Source organism: Bradyrhizobium sp. STM 3561, from assembly GCF_045571455.1.
GTDB classification, from domain to species: Bacteria; Pseudomonadota; Alphaproteobacteria; order Rhizobiales; family Xanthobacteraceae; genus Bradyrhizobium; species Bradyrhizobium vignae.
The window spans coordinates 667,704-691,754 of sequence record NZ_CP120695.1 but is presented as its reverse complement, the minus strand read 5'-3'; the positions used below and the strand labels follow the sequence as shown (position 1 = coordinate 691,754).

Here is a 24,051-nt window from a genome sequence, read left to right as displayed (position 1 = left end):
CGCGACCATGATGATCCCCGCCTTCCAAAAAACCGCATTCGAGTACATCGTCGGGCCGCTCGCAATGTCATTCAATCGGTCGTTCCGACAGAAATGACCCCACCGGGCAAAGTGATGGACGAGACATCATCAGCCGCCGCGCCGACCCGAGTGGGGAATCGGAGATGCAGAACACCTCCGCGGAGCGGCACCAGGATCAGTTCCCTGCTCCGAGAAAATTGCAGAGGAGAACCCGCACAGGGGGTCAGAAGCCGATGGATGACTTCGGCAACGGTTGCCCCGCTCGATGTGCCGCCAAACGCTGCTGTTCCGTGGAAACCATTCGATTTCATGAGAAAGGGAAGTATTGCGGATGCGAAACATTCGGGGAGCCCAGCTCCCCCTCATACATTCGTTTGATCCTCTGGCGCATCACACCGTAACACTCACAAGCGACGTTCTCGAGCCGCGTTCGGTGGACCTCCAAGACGCCGCGCCGCTCCGATATGATGCATCCGATTGCCCGAAGTTTACGCATCGTTAGAGACACGGTCGTTCGCCGCACGCCAAGAAGTTGTGCGAGCGCCTCCTGGGTCAATCTAATCTCGCCGTTGGCGACGCGGTCATGTATCTCGAGCAACCAGCGGGCCATACGGCATTCCACCGGGTGCACCGCGTTGCAGGCAGCCACATTCTGAAGCTGCAACAATTGAGTGCGGAGATGGAGGCGCAGAACACGCTTGATGGCGCCGCTCTGCTCATAGGCTTGTTGCAACCGTGGGACAGGAATCTGCAGCGCAGCTCCGGCCACATAGGCCGTTGCCGTGACTGGCGAGTGCGAGGGACTTAGAATGGCGAGAGCGCCGACCGCTCCTTCCGAGCCCATGAGAGTGGAAGCGACAATGTGTCCGTCCGACATCTCGACCAGGAACGCCAAGACGCCGCTAACGGGAAAATAGACCTGTTTGAGCTCATCTCCGGTTCGCACCAGCACAGCGTCAGATTCGAACGCTATCTTCTGAACGTGAGGCTCAAGCAGGTTGAGATCCGCAGGCGGCAAAGCCGCCAAAAGCCGATTCCCGGGGCCGGTCTGGAGCGCCATTGCGGATCTTCCCTCGAGCACGCCGAAGCTCCCAAAGCGTCAAACCACCGTTCGGGGCGCCTGTTCCAAATTTTCCCGATATGCCCACGCGCGATATGGTCCGGCCACGGCTTCTCGCCGTTGCGCCGCTCGGCACCGGGCGCTTTTTTGATTTCGTACTCGCCGAACACGCCAAGGGAGAGGCTTGGTGGCATGAGGATTTGAGCGTGCCGTTAGCGGGACTTCTTAAACGTCGGTTGCTCGCACTCCTCTCAAGGTTCGTGATCACATGTGCACATTGAGGAGAATCGAGTTCTCCAATGCCAGCGCGCCAAACTCAGCACTCGATGTTGTCCGGACTGCCCACAAGGGCGGAACTCGTCACCCTTTGCCACGCCGGCCTATCTGGTAGTCGTGAGAGGATCGACGCTGACCCGGCGCGGCAACTCGATCACTCCTCCCACAGCTCCGATAGCCCTGTGAAGCCCGGATGTTTCACCTGGTGCGGGCTGCCGCAAGGCGATCGGGTCTGAGGCCGTACGTGCAGCCAAGAAAACAACGCAGCGCATCCCGGCTCGTGATGATTGTGGACGACTTGCCTCGCGATGCCTGTGATACCGTCAACTTGGATTGCACTGATTGATCCGCGATCTTTCGGACGTCCGAGAATGCTCGGCTGGAATTGGTCAGCCGACCGTGTCGAAGCGGACTCTTTGAGTTAGAAAATCGATCTCCAAGCCCCCGACTCGGTACGGAGGGTCATCATCACGGGCGCTCTGGTGCTGATTGGTTCTGGTCGGCACTCAGAACATTGCCGAACTGCTCCCAGGAGCTTCCAGTCCAGCGTTGCAGCTGAAGCTGCGTGTACGCCATACTGTTGCTCGGGCCGGTGTTGATCGCGATACCGGGCATCAGCGTCGGAAGCACGAGCCCCTTGATGCTGCGCGCCTGCTTCAGGATGTTCTCGCGCGACAGGTCGTTGCCGCATTGCTTGAGCACCTGCTCCAGGATCTGGCCCTGCTGGGTTCCGAACAGGTAATTGTTGTCGCCAATGTCGGAGCCGGGAAGATATTTCTCGAAGTGCTCGCGATACCATTTCATGCCCGGGTCGTCGGCCCACCTCTTGTCGTTCGGATCCTTTGTGACGGTCGCGGCGATAACCCCGACCGCCTTGTCCGGTCCGGCCGGCAGGATGGTTGCGGAGACTGAGCTCGAGACATAGTTGATGATGGTGAGCGGCGACCAGCCGATCTCGCTCGCCTTCTTGATCGCCTGGGCGGTGAATTTCGGCGTGCCCGCGATCACGAAGGCCTGGGCTCCCGAGGCCTTGAGTGACACCACATGGGTCTCAATGGTGGGTTCGGTAACTTCGTATGGCGAGGCGACCACCTTCCGATCGAAATCGGCTCTTAACGCCTCCTTGAACGCCGCGACGAAATCGCGGCCGAGGTCATCATTCTGGTAGAGGATCGCGATCTTCGCGTCGGGCGCCGTCCGGGTGATGTACTTCGCGTAGATCTTGCCTTCGGTGTTGTAGCTCGGCAGTCCCGTGGTCGTCATCGGAAAGTCGGTGAAATTGGCAAACTTGGTCGCGCCGCTGACGACGAAGAGGTGTGGCACCTTCTTGCCGTTCACATATTTGACGGTCGCGCTGAGACCCGGTGTCCCTAGCGGGCTGAACAGCAATGCCACCTCGTCACCTTCGATCAGCTTCCTGGTCTGTTCGACGGCCTTCGGCGGGCTATAGGCATCATCGTAGGTCACGAGGTTGATCTTGCGGCCATTGACGCCGCCGTGGTCGTTGATCGAGCGAACGTACGCAATGAGGCCCTTGCCGGTGTTGCTGAGCGGAGAAGCGGGGCCGCTGAACGGGAATGTCGCCCCGATCTTGATCTCCGATTCCGTGACACCGGGCGTATCGGCATGAACCGGCATCCCCGCAAATGCCGCGAGCGCGGCCACGGCAAGTACGAATCTCCTCATCAACATCTACATTTCCTCCTAAGCTTGTTATGATTTGATCGGCGACGCCTATTCCCTTACGAACACCAGGCTTCGCCGAACGGCCTGATCTCCACATTGAACGACCAGGCACTGCGATCCTGGTGAACAACGTGCCAGATCTCATCCGCGATCGCTCGCGGCTTGATGAAGAAGTCGTCCGGCCGGTCCGGCCAACGCTTTCTCGTCCATTCGAGATCGATCACGGCATCGATGACGACATAGGCGACGTGGACGCCCTGCGGTCCGAGATCACGCGCGATTGCCTCGGCAAGGATGCGTTGCGCCGCCTTGGTCGGAGCGAAACCGGCAAAGCCCGGCTTGCCTCGCCACGCCGACGTATTTCCGGTCGCGACGACGGCGCCGCTGCCCGCCTGTATCATCGCCGGGGTAAACCGCCGCGCCAGATACAGCAGCCCCATCGTGTTGATCTGGAAGTTGCGGTTGAGTATCTCCGGATCGATTTCGCTGAACCTGCCGAACGCCCCGCCGACGGCGTTATGGATGACGACGGCGGGACTGCCCAGATCTCGTTCGACGGCGGATGCCACGGCCTCAACTTGCGCGGCATCGGACACGTCGCATGGATAGGCCTTTGCGCCCGGCAATTGCTGCGCCAGCGCGGCGAGGCGTTCCTCGTTCCTGGCGAGAAGAGCGAGGCGATATCCTCCCTCGGCAAATCGTCTCGCCAGCGCCGATCCCGTGCCTGGCCCAACGCCGGATATCAGACAGACAGGTGCGCTCATGCGATCAGACCTCCATGTCCGGCCGGCAAGTCATGCCGGCTCGCGACCTTGCCGTGCCCAGAAGCGCAGTTCAGGCGACTGCGCGCGCCTTCTCCGTCTCAACCTTGCCGTCCAGGAAGCCGGTCAGCCGCTGACGAATGATCGTCTCCGCTTCGCTCATGATGCGATCGATCAGCTCCTTGACTGTCGGAATGTCGTCGATGAGGCCGACCACCATCCCGCAGCTCCAGGCGCCGGCGTCCATGTCGCCGTCAACCATCACCTTGGCATAGACGCCCGCGACCTGGTCGTGGATGTCGTCGATCGTCAGGCTGGCGCCCTTGCTGCGCTCGATCTCGACGAGCTGGGCGACCCCTTTGTTCTTGAGGACGCGCTCGGTATTGCGCAGCGCGCGCATGACCAGCACGGTGTCGAGCTCGCTCGCCTTGACGATCGCCTGCTTCACATTTTCGTGGACCGGCGCTTCCTTGGTGGCGACGAAGCGGGTGCCCATGTTCATGCCCGAGGCCCCCATCGACAGCGCAGCGACCAGGCTGCGCGCATCGGCCATGCCGCCCGAGGCCACGAACGGGATTTTCAGCGCATCGGCCGCCCGCGGCAAGAGGATCATGTTCGGGATGTCATCCTCGCCGGGGTGCCCGCCGCACTCGAAACCATCGACGCTGACGGCGTTGCAGCCGATCTTCTCGGCCTTGAGCGAGTGCCGGACCGATGTGCATTTGTGGATCACCTTGATGCCCGCCGCTTTCAGCGCGGGCATGTACTGTTCCGGACTGCGGCCAGCCGTCTCCACCGCCTTGACGCCGCCCTCCCTGATGGCTGCGATGTATTCGGGATAAGGCGGCGTCGAGAAGGTCGGCAGGAAGGTGAGGTTCACGCCGAACGGCTTGTCGGTCATGTCGCGACACCGCGCGATCTCCTTCGCCAGCAATTCCGGCGTCCGCTGCGTCAGGCCGGTGATGATGCCAAGGCCGCCGGCATTCGATACCGCAGCGGCCAGCTCGGCAAAGCCGACATAGTGCATGCCTCCCTGGATGATCGGATGCTGGATGCCGAACAGTTCAGTGATCGCTGTCTTCACGAATGATCTCCCCGCCTTTGCCGCTCAGTGGACGATTTCGAACAGACCGGCGGCTCCCATGCCGCCGCCGATGCACATGGTCACGACGCCGTATTTCGCCTTGCGCCGACGACCCTCTATCAGAAGGTGCCCGGTGAGGCGCGAGCCGGTCATGCCGTAGGGGTGACCGATCGCGATCGAGCCGCCATTGACATTGAGCTTGTCCGGATCGATGCCGAGCTTGTCGCGGCAATAGATCACCTGCACCGCATATGCTTCGTTGAGCTCCCAGAGATCGATGTCGTCGATCTTCAGGTTGTGGCGCTTGAGGAGCCGCGGGATCGCGGCAACCGGGCCAACGCCCATCTCGTCCGGCTCGACGCCGGCAGCGACGAAGCCGCGGAAGATGCCGATCGGCTTGAGACCCTTCCTAGCCGCGATCTTATCGCTCATGATCACGCAGGCCGAAGCGCCGTCCGAAAGCTGGCTGGCATTGCCGGCGCTGATGGTCTTGCCCTCGAACACCGGCTTGATCCTGGCGAGGCCCTCGGCGGTGGTTTCCGGACGCGGGCCTTCGTCCTTGGTGAGCGTCACCTGCTCGTAGGTGACCTCCTTGGTGTCCTTGTTGACGAGCGCCATCCTCGTCGTGAACGGTACGATCTCGTCGTTGAAACGGCCGGCCTGCAACGCAGCGCCGACGCGGCGCTGACATTCGAGGCTGTATTCGTCCTGCTGGTCGCGGCCGATCTTGTAGCGCTCGGCGACGACCTCCGCGGTGTCCAGCATTGACATGTACATTTCAGGCTTCATCGCCATCAGCTCGTCATCGACGGCGTGGAACTTGTTCATGTGCTCGTTCTGCACGAGGCTGATCGACTCAATCCCGCCGCCGATCGCGACCTCGACCCCGTCAAGCATGACCGACCGTGCGGCCACCGCGATAGCCTGCAGGCCCGACGCGCATTGCCGGTCGATGGTGGTGCCGGCAACGGTGACCGGCAGACCGGCGCGGATCGCGCCCTTGCGCGCCACGTTCATCACCATGGTGCCCTGCTGCATCGCGCAGCCCATCACGACGTCCTCCACCTCATCGGGCGCAATGCCGGCGCGCTTCACCGCTTCGGCGATCACGTGCCCGGCCATGGTCGGACCGTCCGTGTTGTTGAGGGCGCCGCGATAGGCCTTGCCGACAGCCGTCCTTGCGGTGGAAACGATGACTGCTTCAATCGTCATGCTGACCCCTTCTGTTTACGCGGCCGCGTCCAGCTGCGCGTAGCGCAGCACGTGGAACGCCGGATCGCCGAACTGGATGTTGATGGAGGAGATACGCTTGAAATAGTGCCCGACATTGAACTCGTCGGTCATTCCCATGCCGCCATGAAGCTGCACCGCCTGATCAGCGACGAACTTAGCGGCATAGCCGATCTTCGACTTGGCGCCGGAGGCGAGCCGCGACAGGCCGGGATCACCGGCGCTGAGGTTCAGGCTGAGATGTTGCATCAGAGAGAGCGCCTCCTGATGAGCAATGAACATGTCGACCATGCGATGCTGGAGGACCTGGAAGGAGCCGATGGTCGTGCCGAACTGCTTGCGGGTCTTCGAATAGTCCAACGTCGCGGAATTCAGCTCGCCGATGACGCCGACCGCCTCGGCGCAGAGCGCGGCGATGGCGCGGTCGCGACCGGCTTCCAGCAAGACAACGCCCTTGCCTTCCCGCCCGAGCAATTGCCCGCGGACCTCGCGCAGGCTGATCTCGGCGGCCCGGCGGCCGTCGATCGTCTTGAAGCTCTGGAGATCGAGTCCAGCGGCACGCCGGTCGACCACGAACAGGCTGACGCCGGCGCGGTCACGGTCGTCGCCGGACGTCCGCGCCGAGACGATCAGATAGTCGGCCCAGGGCGCAGCGATCACCATTGTCTTCGTGCCGCTCAGAACGTAGTCGTTGCCCTCGCGCCGCGCCGTCGTCGTGACATCGGCAAAGTCGAAGCGGGAAACCTTTTCCGTCCAGGCCAGCGCCCAGATCTTGTTGCCGTCGACGATGCCGGGGATGAAGGCCTGCTGCTGCTCGGGCGTGCCGGCATGTTCGATCAGGCTGCCGGCCAGCACTACCGTCTCGAGGAAAGGCTCGACGACGAGGTGACGGCCGAACTCATGCATGATGATCATGGTCGACAGCGGACCGCCGCCGAGACCGCCGGCGTTCTCGGAGAACGGCGCGGCGAGCAGGCCGAGTTCGGCGAAGGCCTCCCATTGCGTCCGGCTGAAGCCCTCCTCGCTCGCCACGATCTTGCGCCGCGCCTCGAAATCGTACTGGTCGCGCAGCAGGCGCTGCACGCTGGATCGCAGCAATTCCTGCTCTTCCGTGAACTGAATATCCATCCGCTCCTCCCGATCCGCCGTGGCTAGAGCCCGAGCACGGCTTTGGCGATGATGTTGCGCTGGATCTCGTTGGATCCGCCGTAGATGCTGAGCTTGCGCGAGTTCAGGTATTTCTCCGATGCGGTATGAGCGTGCTCAGGGCCCGGCATGAAACGGTTGGCGCTGACCGGATGCTCGCGGATGGCAAGACCGTAATTGCCGATCGCGCGATGGATGAGCTCGGTGATATTCTGGAATATCTCAGTGCCGCGGATCTTGAACAGCGAGGCCGCCGGACCGGGATCGATGCCGCGCGCCATCTGTGCCACGACGCGAAGCTCGGTTGCCTCCAATGCCAGCACGTCGAGCTCGATACGGGCGATGTCGCGCAGGAACTCGAGATGCACGGGATCGTCGGCCGGTATTTCCGCTTTCACAATCTGCTTTAGCTTCTGGATGTACCGGGTCGACCGACCGATACCCGCCATGCTGGTGCGCTCGTTGCCGAGCAGGAATTTGGCGTAGGTCCAGCCCTTGTTCTCCTCGCCGACCAGATTCTCGACCGGCACGCGGACATTTTCGAGGAAGACGTCGTTGACCTCGTGGCTGCCGTCGATCGTGATGATCGGCCGCACGGTGACGCCGGGCGATTTCATGTCGATCAGCAGGAAGGAGATGCCGGATTGCGGCTTCGCGTTCGGATCGGTCCGCACCAGACAGAAGATCCAGTCGGCGTGCTGCGCCAGCGTGGTCCAGGTCTTGTGACCGTTGACGATATAATGATCGCCCTCGCGCACTGCCTTGGTTCTGACGGTCGCAAGGTCCGAGCCGGAGCCCGGCTCCGAATAGCCCTGGCACCACCAATCCTCGCCGGACAGGATCCGCGGCAGGAATTTTTTCTTCTGCGCCTCGTTGCCGAAAGTGTAGATGACGGGGCCGACCATGGTGACGCTGAACGCCAGGGGCGGCAGCGTCCCCGCCCGGGAGGTCTCCTGTTCGAAGATGAAGCGCTGCGTGATCGACCAGCCGGGGCCGCCATACTCCTTCGGCCACAGCGGCGCGATCCAGCCCTTCTCGTAGAGAATGCGATGCCAGAGCAGCGACTGCTCCTTGGTCAGATCGGTCTCGGGGTTCGGAACGCGCATTTCCTCGGGGTAATGATCCCTGATGAATGCGCGAACCTCGTCGCGAAACGCCGCATCTTCCGGCGACAATGCCAGCTCCATCGGACCGGCTCCTTACCACTTCTCGCCGAACGGACGGATCTCCAGCTCAAATGTCCAGGCGGTCTTTGGCTGCTGGTAGAGCTGCCAGTAGGCGCCGGCGACCGCCGCTGGGGGCATCAAGAGGTCCGGATTGTCAAGCGCGTTGGGGCCAAGCGCCTCGATGCGGCGCTGGCGCACCCATTCCGTATCGACGCCGGAGTCGATGATGAGATGCGCGACATGGATGTTCTTCGGACCGAGCTCGCGGGCCATCGCCTGCGCGACAGCCCGCAGGCCAAACTTCGCGCTGGCGAAGGCGGCATAACCGCTGCCACCGCGCAAGGACGCGGTCGCCCCGGTGAAGAAGATCTTGCCGCCGCCGCGAGCCGTCATCAGCCGCGCTGCCTCACGTCCCGCCAGGAAACCGGAATAGCATGCCATTTCCCAGACCTTGCGGAACACCCGCTCGGTGGTATCGAGAATCGGGAAATTGACGTTGGCACCGATATTGAAGATGCAGACTTCGAGCGGCGCGTGCTTATCGGCGTCGCTCAGGAAGGAGATGATCTCCTCCTCCTTGCGGGCGTCGAGTGAACGGGCGTGGATCTCGCCGCCGGCGGCTTCGATGTCCTTGACCAGCGGCGCCAGCTTGTCGCCGTTGCGGCGGCCGGCATAGATCGAAAATCCCTCGACCGCGAATTTCTTGGCGATCTCGGCACCGATGTAGTCCCCTGCACCGATCACGGCTGCGGTGGCGTTTCTCTTTTGCATGGCCTTTTCCTTCGTTCCGAGAGAACTTCTTGTCAGGCAAAGCGTCAGCCTGGACTGCGCAGCGACTCGGCCAACTTGTGCTTCAGGATCTTGCCCGTCGACGTCGCCGGCAGCGCGTCGATCAGGATGATTTCCGACGGTCGCTTGTATGAGGTGAGTTGCGGAGCTATGTGCGCCATGAGATCCTGCGCCGTCGCCTTTGAACCGCGGATGAGCTGCACGAAGGCGACAACCTCTTCATTGCCCTCGACCGGCCGTCCGACCACGGCGCATTGCACCACCGCGTCGTGCGTGCTCAGCACAGCCTCGATCTCGGCCGGGTAGACGTTGAATCCTGACCGAATGATCATCTCCTTGGTACGCCCAACGATGTAGAGAACATCGCCTTCCAAGCGAGCCAGATCGCCGGTATTGAACCAGCCATCCGGATCGATCGCCTTCGCAGTCAGATCGGGTGCGCGATAATAGCCGCGCATCACGTTCGGCCCGCGGACGTGGAGTTCACCGACCGCATCTCCCGCCACTGGTTTGCCGTCGCGGCCCACGAGCTTGGTCTCCACGCCCGGCAGGACTGTCCCCACCGCATGATCCGCCCTCGGGGACTCGATCCGGACGCCCGAGATGCCCGGCGAGCATTCCGTGATCCCGTAGCCATTGAGCAGCGGCAAGCCCAGCTCCTGCTCGACGCGCGACTTGAGTTCGAGGTCCAGCGGCGCGCCCGCAACCGCGATCAAGCGCAGGCAGCCACGATCGAGCTTCGGCAGGCCGGCATTGCGGCGGTACTCCAACAGGCGCTGATAGGTCGCGGGCACACCGTTGAGGATCGTGATGCCCTCCTCCGCCATCGCCTTCGCCAAGGCTGCCGGATCGTATTTTGCGACCAGGCGCACCCTCGCGCCGACCATCAAGGTCATGGTGAGCAGGGAGATCCCGACGATGTGCGAGATCGGGAGCACGCAATACTGCACGTCGGCCGCGGTCATCTTGCGCCAGCCGGCCGTGCCCCGCGCACTGAACAGGAGATTGCGATGGGTCAGCATCACGCCCTTGGGCGTGCCCGTCGTGCCAGACGTGTAGATGAGAACCGCGACTTGCTTGGCGCCATCGGCTTCGACCGGCTCCGCCGCCGTGTCCGCGTTCAGCGCAGTCACGCCGATATCGCGCAGCGGCCCAAGCTCCTGCAGCGGCGCATCGCACCTAACGGCATGGGTGGCTGCTTCCTGCGATACCCCGGCAGTGAAAAACACCCGCCTTGCGCCGCTGTGGTCCCGGATCTGGTCGACCTCGCGCGGCGACAGCCGCGGATTGACCACGATCGCCCAGGCATCGAGCAAGCTCGCGGCGAGCAGCAGACAAGCGAGCGGGATCGAATTCTCGCTGACGATCATCACGCGGTCGCCGGCGCGGATGCCAAGCGTACGCAGCGTGTCAGCTGTGGCCTGAACCGCTCCATTGAGTTCGCGATAGGTCAGCGTCGCGGTGTCATCGACCAGCGCCATGCGATCCGGCGTTGCTGCGACATGCGGCGCCATCACGTGATGGATCCGGTTCGGCAGACCGTCCACACTCCCTATTGTCTCTTGGGTCAATGAGACCACGGCACCCTCCCTGAGAAAACGGCTTTTTGCCTTTTGGTTTTGCCTCGATGTTATGATCACGCGGTCTTGCGCCGCGCGCTGGCGAGTTGGGCGAGGATTTCCTCTTCGACGTCGCGCAGACTATCCTTACCGAAATAGATTTCGTCGCCGACAAAGAAGGTCGGAGAGCCGAAGCTGCCGCGCTCTACGGCGCGCGTGGTGTTCTCGATCAGCTTCTTCTTGACGTCATCCTGCTGGGCCCGCGCGATGATGCGGTCAATGTCGAGACCAGACGACAGGAACGCCTCACGGAACACCTGCGGGTCGTCCATCTTCTTGGGCTCGACCCACATGTGGTGATAGGCCGCGCGGAAATAGGGCTCGAACAGGCCTTCGAATTCGGCCGCGACGACACCGCGCATCAAGCTCAACGTGTTCACCGGAAAGAACGGGTTCGGCGTGAACTTCGTGATGTTGTGGCGACGCAGAAAGCGCGTGGTCTCTAGCGCATTGTATTCCGGCTTGTTCTTGATCCCGCGCAGCGAGTCCGCCGGCGACATGTTGCCCGTCGCCTTGTAGACGCCGCCAAGGAGCACCGGGACATAGTTGAACTTGACGCCGGTACGCTTCTCGATTTCCGGCAGCGCGAGCTCGGCGAGATAAGCGTTGGGACTTCCGAAATCGAAGTGAAACTCGACCTTCACCGCAGCAACCATGGCAACGCTCTTCCCTTCGACGCATCAGCGGTTCGACCGCCGCCTCGTTTGAACCTCGCCCGAACCATAAGTTCTATTATAGAACTGTCAATATGATATTCGTCATCCAATACCTGCCAGACAGGCATCCTATTGAAATCATATAAGTTCTGTTTTAGAATTTATTTTGCTACAGCCGGAGAACGCGGAGGAAGTTGATGAAATGGGATGCACTCGAAGAGGAGCCGTGCTCCCTGGCCCGCACCGTCGCGGTGATCGGTGATCGTTGGAGTCTGCTCGTCCTTCGCGAGTGTTTTCTTCGCGTCCGCCGGTTTGACGACTTCCAGGCGTCGCTGGGGATTACTCGCCATCTGCTCGCCGACAGGCTGAAGAAGCTGGTGCGTTTCGGCGTGCTGCGGAAAATCCCCTATCGGGAAGCACCAAAGCGTTACGAGTACATCCTGACCCAGAAGGGCCTGGATCTGTACCCGATCATCATGTCGATCGTGCACTGGGGCAACGTGCATATGGTCGACTCGCGCGGCCGACCGATGCTGCACGAACACAAGAGCTGCAAGAGGATGTTCGATCCCGTGATGGTCTGCTCGGAATGCGGTGAACCGCTGGCGGCTAAGGACGTCCATGTGCATCCGGGCCCTGGTGCCCGGCAATCTTCGCCGGTTCATGCAAAAGCACAAGAACGAGCCAAGAGTGGTCGAGAGCGGGCTTGAGGCGGCCCCGAGCGATCCGTGCGTGGTTCGTCCGCTTGTGGCTCGGCTGACCTTAGTTCATTGCCTTGCTATGGCCGCTTCCGGTAGGAGAGACGACGGGGTCATGCGAACCCCGAGGGGAGCAACTATTGATCTTCCGGCTGGCGATTTTGCGTCCTGGAGCCCTGCCGCCTGGCGCCTCCCCCAAATGGGCTAGGCCGAGAAAAATCAGTGGCCAGCTACAACCTTAACCGCCGCAACGCCGGGCAGCCGGTGGCGTCGACTTTTGTTTGTCTCGCTCTTAAGCGCCCTTAGCGGATGAGCGACACCATGCGGGACTATGCGACCGTAAACGGCGTGTCGGCGCGTGGCGGCTCGCTCGATGGACCGGGACCGGAACCGGGACCGCTGATCGCCGGCGGCATCCTCTACGTCAATGGGCTACACCAATTATGGTACGGCGCCCGACAACGTGTTGCTCGCCTTCTGCGTGGATGGACAACAGGCGGGGAGTTTTCGCGCAGCCCGGTTGGAATTCACGAGAAAACTCCGCTATGCGCCGTAAGCAGCCCTCCTCGCTCGCGGAGCCACGCTCGAAGACGTGCATGCGCGATATAGCAGTCGGCTTAGCTCTGTCCGCGTCAGCCGCGCTTCTTCTGAGAGGACGGCTTAAACTCCACAACCTCGTGCTGGTCGCAGGGATTCGACGGCTCATTTTGTTTCACGATTAGCTCAAGCTCAAGAGCTTCGATAGCGAATTCATCCGCCATGCGCTTGAACAGCTCGCGCTTTTCAACGTCCGTCGCCTGCTGACTCATCAGCGCAAAGTCTCTGGCGTTAGCGCGGACCTTCTCCAATCGTCGCCGGAGGTCCTTCATGGTGTTCCGGCTCAGCTTCTAAGCTCATCGGCCAAACAAACACCTTGCTTGTTCGGATGACGCCGGAGTCAACTGCCGAAACGGGATATTGGTTCTTTGCGAACTGCGAATTCGCCGGTTATTCACCCTGCGATATCTCGCCACGGTCACCTGCTGGAACAAATCCAGGACTCCAGCTGCAGTTTCGGGATTGCGGGCTGAGGACGACCGCTGGCATTTGGCGACCGGCTCGCAAGGCCGAACCATCCCTGGCCGGCTCTCGCCGGATGCTGCATAGGAATACCATACCTGAAGGCGCATGAATGTTCGAAAGCGCACAGACCTGAGTTTTGCGCCGGACTAGGCTGCGACCGATCCCAGACCCTCGCGAAGCGCTCGGGGCCCGAACGGCCTCGGCATCTTGGTAGGGGCTGTCAAATCCGTGCTTTGCCCGGGCTGCGCTGAAGTGGTCCGCGCAAGCGTAGTGCTGTCGGCTGCGTCACGGCTATGAGACAGGAGGTAAGCTCGGCAGATCTTAGATCAAACGATGGTCGTTCCTCGTGCGTACTGTCCTTCTCATTGTGGGAATATGGCTACTGGTCAACGTTCTGTTCGTCGTGGTTGTCCTGCCCTCGCGCAGGCCGGTTGCTCCTGCGCGAGCGTCACGGGGAACTCCGTCCCCGGCGCCGATCAACAACAAGGCCCGTCGATCGGACGACCACGAGCCACCCCTGCGGCGCGTTAGGGCGCCGAGTGCAATCAGATTTCTTTTCGTGCTCCTCCTTCCAGTCATTCAAGCGTGGGATGCAGTTAGGCGACGCTTCAGAGGGCACCACGACTAAGATGGCATGGCCGCGGTGAACCTCGAGAAGCGCGGCAGTCCGGGTGACACGTCGGGCTAACCAATCCTTGCGCCAAGGCGAAGCGGGCGGGCGCGTCGCGCGTAAGATCAGTGACGAATTTACCCTTACAGCGCAAAGCCTCGACCAATCTCCCGCATCAACCTGAACGCGGCTTCAGTATGCGCAACCGAGAGCTCTCGGCCGAAAGCGAAGTGGCGCCGTTCAGCGAGCCTTAGACGAAGGCTTGAGTTCACGTCCCCGCGAGTGCTCAGCATCAAAGTCCAAAATGCTCGCTTCAGGTTTCGCGGAACGCGCGCGAGAAGCTGTCGAAGACCGGCTTCATGATGTACTCGAAAAACGTGCGCTCTCCGGTCTTGATGTAAACGTCCGCGGGCATCCCTGGTGTCGGGATGAATTCAGGCATTTGCCTGAGAATATCGTCCTGGTCCAGGCGCACCCGAATGACATAGAATTCCCGACGCGTGTCACCGTCGGGACGGGCTTCGGTCTTCACTTGCTCCGCCAGGGCGTCCGCCGACACAGAGATGACGCTCGCCCCGACCATGGGCGTGATGCGCTGGTTGAGCGCCGACAACCGCACCAGCGCTTCCTGACCTACGCTCACATGCGAAATGTCCTTCGGGTTCACATGCGCCTCGATGATGCGCTCATTGCCGATCGGTAGGAGTTCAAGGATGACCGCGCCAGGAGAAACGACGCCACCCGGCGTATGGAAATTGTTCTTCACCACGATGCCCCGAACTGGCGAACGAACATCGATCCGGTCGACCACGTCCTGCGCTGCACGAATCTGCTCCTCAACATCGTCCAGATCCGCCTCGGTCTCGCGTAATTCTTTGATCGCATCCCGGAGCGCCGTCGCATGGAGCTGCGCTATTCTCTCGTTCGCTTGAGCGATCCGTTCCTTCGAATCGGCGATGCGCCCGAGATACTCGCCGAGCTCGCCCCCGAGACCCGCCTCGGAACGCCGCAGCGCCAGCACATCCGACTTGCGGACCAACTGCTGGCCAAGAAGCGAATTCTTGTCCTTCAGCTCTTCGGCGAACAAACCAATACGCTCTTTGGTGGACTGAACTTGCGCCTGATATCCGCGGATGCTTTCCTCCAGCCCAGCGATCTGCTTCACGAGTACGCTTTCCTCGGTCAGCAGACTGGCCCGGCGCGCCTGAAGCTCGGCACGTTGCCGCTCAAGAATCGCTTTGATTTCTGGATCACGTGCACTCTCGCTGAATGCGGCCGGAGGTTTGATAGTATCCGAAGAGCTCATTTCAGCTTCTAGACGCGCCTTCATGGCGAGCAGGCGATACTTCTTCAAAACCAGCCGTCTCAGTTTGGCGTTGGCAGCGGTATCGTCCATGCGGACGAGGACCTGGTTGGCCTCGACGACATCCCCGTCCTTGACCGCAATCTCGCGGATGATGCCGCCCTCGAAGTGCTGGACAAGCTTGTTCTGCCCGGTAGCCACAAACGTGCCCGAAGCGACGACCGCACTGTTGAGTGGGGCAACTGCGGCCCAAACGCCGAAACACCCGAGCCAGACAACCAGGATGGCAAGGCCGGTGAAGATGGGCCATTTGGCGCTCAGCGGAACACCGCGGTACCACTCACCGATGTCGTCCTTTACTCTCATGCTATCCTCCCGCGCTGATCACCCGCCCGAGGATTCGATGCGCTGCGGCTGCTCCGGCGCATCTCCGCCGGACCTGCCGGGCGACCGAACCAAGCGATGCAACACCTCGCTCGGAGAGCCGAACGCTTCCGCGCGTCCGGCCCGCAGTATCAGCACTTTGTCAACACTGTTCAGGAGCGCCGGGCGCAGGGTTACGACCACTGCGGTGACCCCCCGCCTCTTGGCGCGCTGCAGGGTCTCGGTCAGAGCCTGCTCGCCCGCTGCGTCGAGATTCGAGTTGGGCTCGTCGAGCACGACGAGGGACGGATTGCCGAAGAATGCCCGGGCAAGCGCGATGCGCTGCTTCTGTCCTCCCGAGAGCGGCCCGCCACTGCGGTCGAGCACGGTCTCGTATCCTTGCCTCAACTGGCAGACCATGTCGTGAATGCCCGACAACATCGCCGCCTCATAGATGCTCTCGTCGGGCAAATCGTCGCGCATGCGGCAGATGTTCTGCTTGATGGTACCGGGAAATAGCTCGACCTCCTGGGGCAAGTAGCCGGTATATTCCCCGAACTGGCGGCGATCCCAGTTGCGCAGCTCTGTTCCGTCCAGCCTGACCTTTCCCGCTGTCGGCACCAGACATCCCACGAGAATGCGCGCGAGAGTCGACTTGCCCGATCCGGACGGTCCGACAATGGCCAACGACTCTCCGGGCGCGAGCTCGAGCGACACACCATTGAGTACCGGCTCCTTCGAGCCGGGCGGCAGATACAAGACCCGATCAACGCTCAGGCGACCTTGCGGTCTTGGCAAGCGCAGCTTGGGCGTCTCGCGCTGGAATGACTCGACCGCCTGCTTGACGCGGGCATAGGCCGATCGCGCCTGCACGCAGCTGCGCCATCCCTCGATCAAGCCTTCGAGCGGCTGCAGGGCGCGGCCGGCAATGATCGAAGCCGCGATCATCATGCCCCCGGTGATCTCGGCGTGGAGGGCCAGATAGGCGCCGGTACCGAGAATCGTGATCTGGGCCACGAGCCGGACGAACTTCGACGCACCGCTGATCCAGAAATTCCGGTCAAGGGCCTGGCTCTGGACCGTCAGCGCCGGCGCCTGCCGGCGCCCCCAGTGGAGAATGCTTTCGCTCAGCATTCCCATCGCATTGATCACCTGCGAATTTCGCGCCAGCGACTCGGCCGCCGCATCGGCCTCGGCGGCATGCAGCCCTGCCTCGCTCAGACGTTCCGAGGTCGCTTTCTGGTTGATCAGCGCAATCAGTGCGAGGACCAGGCCCGAGACCACTGCGATCCAGCCCAGATGTCGGTGAACGAGGAATATGACTGCGAAGTAGAGTGGTGAGAGTGGCGCGTCCATCAGCAGAAGCATGATAGGGCTCGAGATGAAACCCCGCACCTGGTGAAGGCTGCGGATCGCCTGGATCGTTCCGCCCTCGCCGGCCCTGGCGTTGTTGATGCTGCTCGCCAACACGGCGCCGCCGAGCACCGCCTCCATCTTGGTCGCAAGACGCCCCAGCACCTGCCGACGCAGAATGTCCACGATCGAGAGGATACCGATGAACGCCAGCGCGAGAGCAGAGAGCATCAGCAGTGTCTCGAGACTACGGCTCGTCAGCACGCGATCGGATATTTGAAAGAGGTAAATCGGCAACGTGAGCATCAGCAGATTGACAACGACCGAAAACGCCGCGACTGCTATCAGGTTGGTGCGCGCAACCGAACGCCAGGCGGCCAGCGCGTTGACAGGTCCGACATAGTCGCGGGCCTCGCCGTTGGGTGTGACGCGAAGTTGAGCTCTGGAGTGGGTGCGCTGCGGATCGTCCAGTGTCTCGACAGCAGCCATGTTTGCCTCCCACTAGAGGACGGCATCGTGAGTTCCAAGGTGATCGATCTGAGTAGCATCCACGATATCGGGAGGCGGCGGCGCGGGATTTTGGACATCGGCAGCCACCGGCGCCGAAATATCTTGGGCCGGTACGGCGTCCGCCTGAGACGTAGCCGTCTGCGGGGGCGCGATGTCGCCGCTGAGCGAGACGCCATAGTCTGTATACTGGGTTCCGTTGAACAGCGTATCTGCCGGAGGCGGTGGCGCATCGTTCAACGCGATCACATCGCCCGCGACAGTGGTCGTCACCGCAGCATTCGATGTGTCCGTCACGACGTTCTGCGGGGCAGCGGTCACGGATCCCGAACTCTCGATCGGAGCGTCAGCTGTGCTGGCGAGCGCAAGAAGGGTGTCGGCCGATCCAGACGTTTGAGCGCTGCCGGTGTCCGGCACGGCCGGGTCTACGGGCTCGGTCGTGGGGTTGCTGAGCGAGTCTCCGGCGCTGGTGAGCACCGGCCCGCTCGCGTCAGCGACCGGCGCCGTACTCACTGCAGCATCGCCGGCCACACTGCCCGTGTCGGCCGGTTGCGCCACGTCGCTCGGCGGATCGGTCGCAGCCCCAGCCGTTGTGGCGAGCACCGGCTCGCCTGTGTCAGCGACCGGCGCCGCACTCGCAAGAGAATCGCCCGCCACACTGCCCGTGTCGATCGGATGCGACACGTCGTTGGTCGGATTGGTCAGAGCCGCAGCCGTTGTGGTGAGCACGGGCTCGCTCGCGTCAGCGACCGGCACCGTACTCACTACAGCATCGCCAGCCACACTGCCCGTGTCGGCCGGTTGCGCCACGTCGCTAGTCGGGTTGGTCAGGGCGGCAGCCGTTGTGGTGAGCACGGGCTCGCTCCCCTCAGCAACCGGCGCCGCACTCGCCACAGCGTCGCCCGCCACACTGCCCGCGTCGACCGGTTGCGCCACGTCGCTCGACGCATCGGTCAGCGCAGTAGCCGTTGTGGTGAGCACGGGCTCGCTCGTGTCAGCGACCGGCGCCGCACTCGCAAGAGCATCGCCCGCCACACTGCCCGTATCGACCGGATGCGACACGTCGCTAGTCGGATCGGTCAGAGCGGCAGCCGTTGTGGTGAGCACGGGCTCGCTCGCGTCAGCGACTGGCGTCGTACTCACCACAGCATTCCCAGCTACACTGCCCGTATCGGGGGGCTGCGCCACGTCGCTCGGCGCATCGGTCAGCGCAGCAGCCGTTGTGGCGAGCACCGGCTCGCCCGCGTCAGCGACGGCCGCAAGAGAATCGCCCGCCACACTGCCTGTGTCGACTGGATGCGAGACGTCGCTGGTCGGATTGGTCAGAGCGCCAGCTGTTGTGGTGAGCACCGGCTCGCTCGCGTCAGCGACGGGCGCCGCACTCGCAGTCACACTGCCCGTGTCGGCCGGTTGCGATACGTCGCTCGTCGCATGGGTCAGAGCCGCAGCCGTTGTGATGAGCACGGGCTCGCCCGTGTCAGCGACCGGCGCCGTACTCGCCAGAGCGTCGCCAGCCATAATCGCAGTGTCGGCCGGATGCGAGAGCTCGCTCGCCGGATCGGTCGGAGCGGCAGCTGTTGTGGCGAGCACCGGCGCGCTCGTGTCAGCGACCGGCGCCGCACTCGCCAAAGCATCGCCAGCCACACCGGTGGTTGCTGTGATACATCACCAGGTGCACCGTTGGCCGTATCCACTGCCAACCCCACGATCTCAAAGGCTGGTGCTGAACTCGCCAGGGTGTGAGCTCCCGTGCTGTCCGATGCAACCGTTTGCGGCAACGTGGTCGACTGACTGTCTGGAACAGTCGTCGGGCCAACCACCTCGTTGCTCAGCGTGCTCACGGTGTCGGCGACGGTCGTGAGCGTCGGCGGCACCGCATCGACCGACGCGATTGCGCCGACGACGTCGTTGGGCAGCGTACTGACGGTGTCGGTCACCGTCGCGAGTGCGGGCGGCACCGCCGCTTCGACCGCCGCAATCGTCCCAACCATGTCGTTGGGCAGCGTGCCCGCAGTGTCGGCCAAGGTCGTGAGCGTCGGCGGCACCGCCTCAACCGGCGCGATTGCGCCGGCCACGTCGCTAGGCAGCGTGCTGACGGTGTCGGCCAGGCTCGTAAGCGTCGGCGGCACCGCCTCAACCGGCACGATTGCGCCGGCCGCGTCGTTGGGCAGCGTGCTGACGGTGTCGGTCACCGTCGTGAGCGCCGGCAGCACCGCCGGTTCGACCGCCGCAATCGTTTCACCCACGTCGTTGGGCAGCAGCGTGCCCGCGGTGTCGGCCAAGGTCGTGAGCGTCGACGGCGCTGCCTCGGCCGGAGCGATTGCGCCGGCCACGTCGCTGGCCAGCGTGCTGACGGTGTCGGTCGTCGTCGCGAGTGCGGGCGGCACCGCCGCCTCGGCCGCCGCAATCGTACCAACCACGTCGTTCGGCAGCGTGCCCACGGTGTCGGTCATCGTCGTGAGCGCCGGCAGCACCGCCGGTTCGACCGCCGCAATCGTTTCACCCACGTCGTTGGGCAGCAGCGTGCCCGCGGTGTCGGCCAAGGTCGTGAGCGTCGACGGCGCTGCCTCGGCCGGAGCGATTGCGCCGGCCACGTCGCTGGCCAGCGTGCTGACGGTGTCGGTCGTCGGACGAGTGCGGGCGGCACCGCCGCCTCGGCCGCCGCAATCGTACCAACCACGTCGTTCGGCAGCGTGCCCACGGTGTCGGTCGCCGTGGCGAGTGCCGGCGGCACCGCCGCTTCGACCGGCGGGATTGCGCCGGCGACATCGTTGGGCAGCGTGCCGACGGTGTCGGTCACCGTCGTGAGCGCCGGCGGCACTGCCGTTTCGACCGCCGCAATCGTTCCAACCACCGTTCCAACCACGTCGTTGGGCAGCGTGCCCGCGGTGTCGGCCAAGGTCGTGAGCGTCGGCGGCACCGCATCGATCGGCGCGATTGCGCCGGCGACGTCGTTGGGCGGCGTGCTGACGGTGTCGATCACCGTCGTGAGCGCCGGCAGCACCGCCGGTTCGACCGCCGCAATCGTTTCACCCACGTCGTTGGGCAGCAGCGTGCCCGCGGTCTCGGCCACGGTCGTGAGCATCGACGGTGCCTCGGCCGGAGCGATTGCGCCGGCCACGTCGTTGGCCAGCGTGCTGACGGTGTCGGTCGCCGTGGCGAGTGCCGGCGGCACCGCCGCTTCGACTGGCGCAATCGTAGCAACCATGCCGTCGGGCAGCGTGCCCACGGTGTCCGCCAACGTCGTGAGCGTCGGCTGCACCGCCTCAGGCGGCGCGATCGCGCCGGCCACGTCGTTGGGCAGCGTGCTGACGGTGTCGGTCATCGTCGCGAGTGCCGGCGGCACCGCCGCTTCGACCACCGCAATCGTCCCAACCATGTCGTTGGGCAGCGTGCCCGCAGTGTCGGCCAAGGTCGTGAGCGTCGGCGGCACCGCCTCAACCGGCGCGATTGCGCCGGCCACATCGCTAGGCAGCGTGCTGACGGTGTCGGCCAGGCTCGTAAGCGTCGGCGGCACCGCCTCAACCGGCACGATTGCGCCGGCCGCGTCGTTGGGCAGCGTGCTGACGGTGTCGGTCACCGTCGTGAGCGCCGGCAGCACCGCCGGTTCGACCGCCGCAATCGTTTCACCCACGTCGTTGGGCAGCAGCGTGCCCGCGGTGTCGGCCAAGGTCGTGAGCGTCGACGGCGCTGCCTCGGCCGGAGCGATTGCGCCGGCCACGTCGCTGGCCAGCGTGCTGACGGTGTCGGTCGTCGTCGCGAGTGCGGGCGGCACCGCCGCCTCGGCCGCCGCAATCGTACCAACCACGTCGTTCGGCAGCGTGCCCACGGTGTCGGTCGCCGTGGCGAGTGCCGGCGGCACCGCCGCTTCGACTGGCGCAATCGTAGCAACCATGCCGTCGGGCAGAGTGCCCACGGTGTCCGCCAACGTCGTGAGCGTCGGCGGCACCGCCTCAACCGGCACGATTGCGCCGGCGACGTCGTTGGGCAGCGTGCTGACGGTGTCGGTCATCGTCGCGAGTGCCGGCGGCACCGCCGCTTCGACCACCGCAATCGTTCCAGCCACGTCGTTGGGCAGCGTGCCCGCGGTGTGGGCCAGGCTCGTGAGCGTCGGCTGCGCCGTCACCTGGAGCGGCGCGATCGCGCAGACCTCGCCATCCGGTAGCGTGCTGACGGTGTCGCTCGTCGTCGTGAGCGCCGGCGGCACCATCGCCTCGACCGGCGCAATCCCTAGCACCACGTCATTGCTCAGATCACCGACCATTCCAAGCAGGGGAAAGGAGCTGACGATCGACGGGCTAGACGAGCCGCAAAGCAAATCAGATCGAATGGATTCGAGCGTTGACCCACCAGACACTTCAGTGCTTCCGACGTCCGACTCTGCTGACGGCGAGTTCACGCAACTGACGTTACTAACGTCGGCCGAGGTGTGAGCATGGTCCTTGCAGGAATCGGCATCTTCGCTACCTCCGCCCTCACCCCCATAGTTCGCAGCGGCGATCGCGTCGCCACGAGCGGTGCTCGGTCTAGGCGTGTGTTCATGCGGCTCCGCCGGGAGGCCGGTCGGATCGAGCTGAGCCACATGCGTCTCCGACGAAGCGGCCAGCCCCTTAGGCCTCTCATCCTCCGGGCCCGGTTTCGCAGGATCGGTCGCAGGCAGCTCGTCGTCCGTCGCTTGCGGCCCCGCTCCTGCCTGAGCAGTTGTCGCGTCTTCTTGCTCGGCCAGCGCGGATTTGAACGGAGCCGCAAGGAACTCTTCGCAGGCGATCAGCGGGGCAATGAAGAACGACCAGGTCAAGAAACTGAAAGATCCGGATCGCTTGTCAGCGCGCTGCACTCCGGCTTCGAAAATCTTCCGCTCTTGCTCGAACAGTTCGCGCTTTTCCACCTGCTGCATGACCGCCGCCTTTCTCGTTCAAAACCACTCTCGCCCGGCAGTATTCACCGCCAGCGTCTCTTCGGCATGTCAGGCGTTCGTGTCGTGCGGCGTATCCGTCGCCGTGTCGAAATGCCCTACGTTGAAGTGATCCGTTGGGCCCATCAAATCGATGGCGTATTCGAGTGCATCGTCGCAAGACATCGAAGCGAGCGCGCCCTGTATGTCACCCGAATGATCGGGACCGTGCGAGCTGAAATCACCCGCGAATTCACCATGGGAGAAGTCGAACTTGGCTAGCGCTTCACCCGGACTGCGATCGGTGTCGCCCCTGCTGCCATCGTCAGCCCCCTTGTCCCAATAATCCTTGGGCTGGTATTCGCCGTCCTTGACGTCCTTCCAGCTACCATCGTGCGCTGGGTAGTCGCCCTTGGCGTCTTTCGGGTAGGCACCCATGCCGCTAAGCTTGGAATAATCGTCCTTTCCGTCGCTGTTCGAATACTCGTCGTTACCCCTACGATCGTCATTCCACTTTGACTGCTTGCCCTCGCCGCAGTCGTCGGGCTTGGTCGACGTGCATTCCTCGGGTGGGACGCCGGTTCCCGCAAGCTTTCCGAGCCCGAGAATGCTCGTAACGCTGCTCAGGATAGACATGGCTTCGCTCCTCGCTTCAGCTTTGCGACGGCACGAGGGTCACGCGCGCGTGCCCTGCCGGGATCACCACGCGGTCACCCCTACTGTCGCCGAAGCACACCCGTGGATGCATCGGCGAAGAAATAAGTTCACGCCTCATTCGAGCTGCCGGCGCATGGCCACGAGCTCTCTCCGGATCCACGCCTTGACGGTTCCGACGGGAACCCGCAGACATTCGGAAATCTCCTCGTGCGTGCGCCCGTCGACGATCGCCAGAAGCAGGCTCGCGCGACGCTGTGGCTCAAGCTGGTCGAGCATGGTTCGCAGCGTCATGCTGTCTGGGATACAGGACGCAGGGTTCGGAGTGGTCTGTTCGCGCGCGCAGATGGCATTCAATGCATCATCCTCGAGCGCGAGTTCGCGCCCGGCGTTCTGCCGCATCTTGAGCGCTGTGTTGCGGACGATCGCGTAAATCCAGCCCCGGGCGGATCCTCGCGCAGGATCGAAGTCTTTCGCACATCGGAGAATCTGCGCGAATGCGTCGTGGATGACGTCCTCGGAACGCGATCTGTCGTGCACGATCCGGTGCGCCATCGCGCGCAGCTGTTCCTTCTCCCGGGCGTAGATCTTGCCGACGGCCGACTGCGATCCGGAGGCGCACTCCAGCAGAGCGGTTTCGTAATCAAGCGCCGTCTCGCAATTTGAATAACCCTCGTGCCGCGCTGCGGCGGAGCGAGGCGTTCCCTTCGTCACATCGGCGCATGGATGGGGCATGGTCGAAGTAACCCCTCACAAAGCAGATTCGCGACTGCTTTCACCTGCAGGACTGCCCGTGGCATTCAATGCCCTGCATTTAAAATTAATTTAAATGACCCGTTTTAAAAAAATACGAAATCGACCGTCGGCGAACTCAAGTCAACAGCATCAACTTCGTTCCCGACGTTTTCAAACTTTTCCCGACCGCCAAATGGCCAACGGTCGTCACCGGCGCAGGCGGGTAATGCGTCGTGCGCGTCGGCCAGGCAAGTCGCCGTGCGAAGCGACGTTATCCCTTTCGTCGACTTCGAAAATGGAGGCTTCAAAAACGGTCGCTAAGTCGCATTCATAACTTTAGCGCACACATCTCCGACTACGTCTAAGACCTTTGCGCAG

19 protein-coding genes are annotated in these 24,051 nt (G+C 63.1%); 1 reads left to right on the top strand and 18 read right to left on the bottom strand.

Annotated features, from left to right (window positions below; translation table 11 throughout):
* Positions 1-328: 328 nt before the first annotated feature.
* The 10 genes from P6U28_RS02930 to P6U28_RS02885 form a co-directional block, all read right to left on the bottom strand.
* Positions 329-1,081, bottom strand: a complete 753-nt coding sequence (locus tag P6U28_RS02930; RefSeq protein WP_129145966.1) for a Crp/Fnr family transcriptional regulator — start codon at positions 1,079-1,081, stop codon at positions 329-331.
* Between the two features lie 744 nt (positions 1,082-1,825).
* Entirely contained in the window at positions 1,826-3,049 is a 1,224-nt protein-coding gene (locus P6U28_RS02925) for an ABC transporter substrate-binding protein (RefSeq protein ID WP_129145967.1), read from the bottom strand.
* Between the two features lie 50 nt (positions 3,050-3,099).
* Positions 3,100-3,807 (bottom strand): SDR family NAD(P)-dependent oxidoreductase, encoded by a 708-nt coding sequence (locus P6U28_RS02920; RefSeq protein WP_129145968.1) that lies wholly within the window; start codon positions 3,805-3,807, stop codon positions 3,100-3,102.
* A gap of 70 nt (positions 3,808-3,877) precedes the next feature.
* Complete coding sequence (locus P6U28_RS02915; RefSeq protein ID WP_122404954.1) at positions 3,878-4,888, bottom strand: nitronate monooxygenase family protein; 1,011 nt, start codon at positions 4,886-4,888, stop codon at positions 3,878-3,880.
* Positions 4,889-4,912: 24 nt separating this feature from the next.
* The gene (locus P6U28_RS02910) at positions 4,913-6,100 is read right to left on the bottom strand and encodes an acetyl-CoA C-acyltransferase (protein ID WP_122404955.1); all 1,188 of its coding nucleotides are present in this window, start codon (positions 6,098-6,100) and stop codon (positions 4,913-4,915) included.
* A gap of 15 nt (positions 6,101-6,115) precedes the next feature.
* Positions 6,116-7,246 carry an acyl-CoA dehydrogenase family protein gene (locus P6U28_RS02905; protein ID WP_407121703.1) on the bottom strand — a complete coding sequence of 377 codons (1,131 nt, stop codon included), beginning with the start codon at positions 7,244-7,246 and terminating at the stop codon, positions 6,116-6,118.
* A 23-nt stretch (positions 7,247-7,269) separates the two neighbouring features.
* The gene (locus tag P6U28_RS02900) at positions 7,270-8,451 is read right to left on the bottom strand and encodes an acyl-CoA dehydrogenase family protein (protein WP_129145970.1); all 1,182 of its coding nucleotides are present in this window, start codon (positions 8,449-8,451) and stop codon (positions 7,270-7,272) included.
* 12 nt (positions 8,452-8,463) lie between these two features.
* Positions 8,464-9,201, bottom strand: coding sequence for an SDR family oxidoreductase (locus tag P6U28_RS02895; RefSeq protein ID WP_122404958.1), 738 nt, complete (start codon positions 9,199-9,201; stop codon positions 8,464-8,466).
* Between the two features lie 44 nt (positions 9,202-9,245).
* Complete coding sequence (locus P6U28_RS02890) at positions 9,246-10,799, bottom strand: AMP-binding protein (RefSeq protein WP_312016240.1); 1,554 nt, start codon at positions 10,797-10,799, stop codon at positions 9,246-9,248.
* Positions 10,800-10,855: 56 nt separating this feature from the next.
* A complete protein-coding gene (locus P6U28_RS02885) occupies positions 10,856-11,494 on the bottom strand; it encodes a 2-hydroxychromene-2-carboxylate isomerase (protein ID WP_129145971.1) in 639 nt (212 codons plus the stop codon).
* 197 nt (positions 11,495-11,691) lie between these two features.
* Between P6U28_RS02885 and P6U28_RS02880 the strand changes: the two genes are divergently transcribed.
* Positions 11,692-12,204, top strand: coding sequence for a helix-turn-helix domain-containing protein (locus tag P6U28_RS02880; RefSeq protein ID WP_129145972.1), 513 nt, complete (start codon positions 11,692-11,694; stop codon positions 12,202-12,204).
* 620 nt (positions 12,205-12,824) lie between these two features.
* On the opposite strand, the gene P6U28_RS02875 is transcribed toward P6U28_RS02880, so the two are convergent.
* From P6U28_RS02875 to P6U28_RS02840, 8 genes are all read right to left on the bottom strand, one after another.
* On the bottom strand, positions 12,825-13,061 hold the full coding sequence (locus P6U28_RS02875) for a hypothetical protein (protein ID WP_122404961.1): 237 nt from the start codon (positions 13,059-13,061) through the stop codon (positions 12,825-12,827).
* Positions 13,062-14,177: 1,116 nt separating this feature from the next.
* A complete protein-coding gene (locus P6U28_RS02870) occupies positions 14,178-15,533 on the bottom strand; it encodes an HlyD family type I secretion periplasmic adaptor subunit (protein ID WP_407121702.1) in 1,356 nt (451 codons plus the stop codon).
* An 18-nt stretch (positions 15,534-15,551) separates the two neighbouring features.
* Positions 15,552-17,372, bottom strand: a complete 1,821-nt coding sequence (locus P6U28_RS02865; protein WP_129145973.1) for a type I secretion system permease/ATPase — start codon at positions 17,370-17,372, stop codon at positions 15,552-15,554.
* Positions 17,373-17,384: 12 nt separating this feature from the next.
* The gene (locus tag P6U28_RS02860) at positions 17,385-18,854 is read right to left on the bottom strand and encodes a hypothetical protein (RefSeq protein WP_407121701.1); all 1,470 of its coding nucleotides are present in this window, start codon (positions 18,852-18,854) and stop codon (positions 17,385-17,387) included.
* Complete coding sequence (locus P6U28_RS02855) at positions 18,827-19,933, bottom strand: hypothetical protein (protein ID WP_407121700.1); 1,107 nt, start codon at positions 19,931-19,933, stop codon at positions 18,827-18,829. Before P6U28_RS02855 ends, P6U28_RS02860 begins: the two co-directional genes overlap by 28 nt.
* Positions 19,840-21,630, bottom strand: a complete 1,791-nt coding sequence (locus P6U28_RS02850) for a hypothetical protein (RefSeq protein ID WP_407121699.1) — start codon at positions 21,628-21,630, stop codon at positions 19,840-19,842. Before P6U28_RS02850 ends, P6U28_RS02855 begins: the two co-directional genes overlap by 94 nt.
* Before the next feature lie 726 nt (positions 21,631-22,356).
* Positions 22,357-22,920 carry a hypothetical protein gene (locus P6U28_RS02845; RefSeq protein ID WP_129145975.1) on the bottom strand — a complete coding sequence of 188 codons (564 nt, stop codon included), beginning with the start codon at positions 22,918-22,920 and terminating at the stop codon, positions 22,357-22,359.
* 135 nt (positions 22,921-23,055) lie between these two features.
* A complete protein-coding gene (locus tag P6U28_RS02840; RefSeq protein ID WP_129145976.1) occupies positions 23,056-23,673 on the bottom strand; it encodes a sigma-70 family RNA polymerase sigma factor in 618 nt (205 codons plus the stop codon).
* Positions 23,674-24,051: the final 378 nt, after the last annotated feature.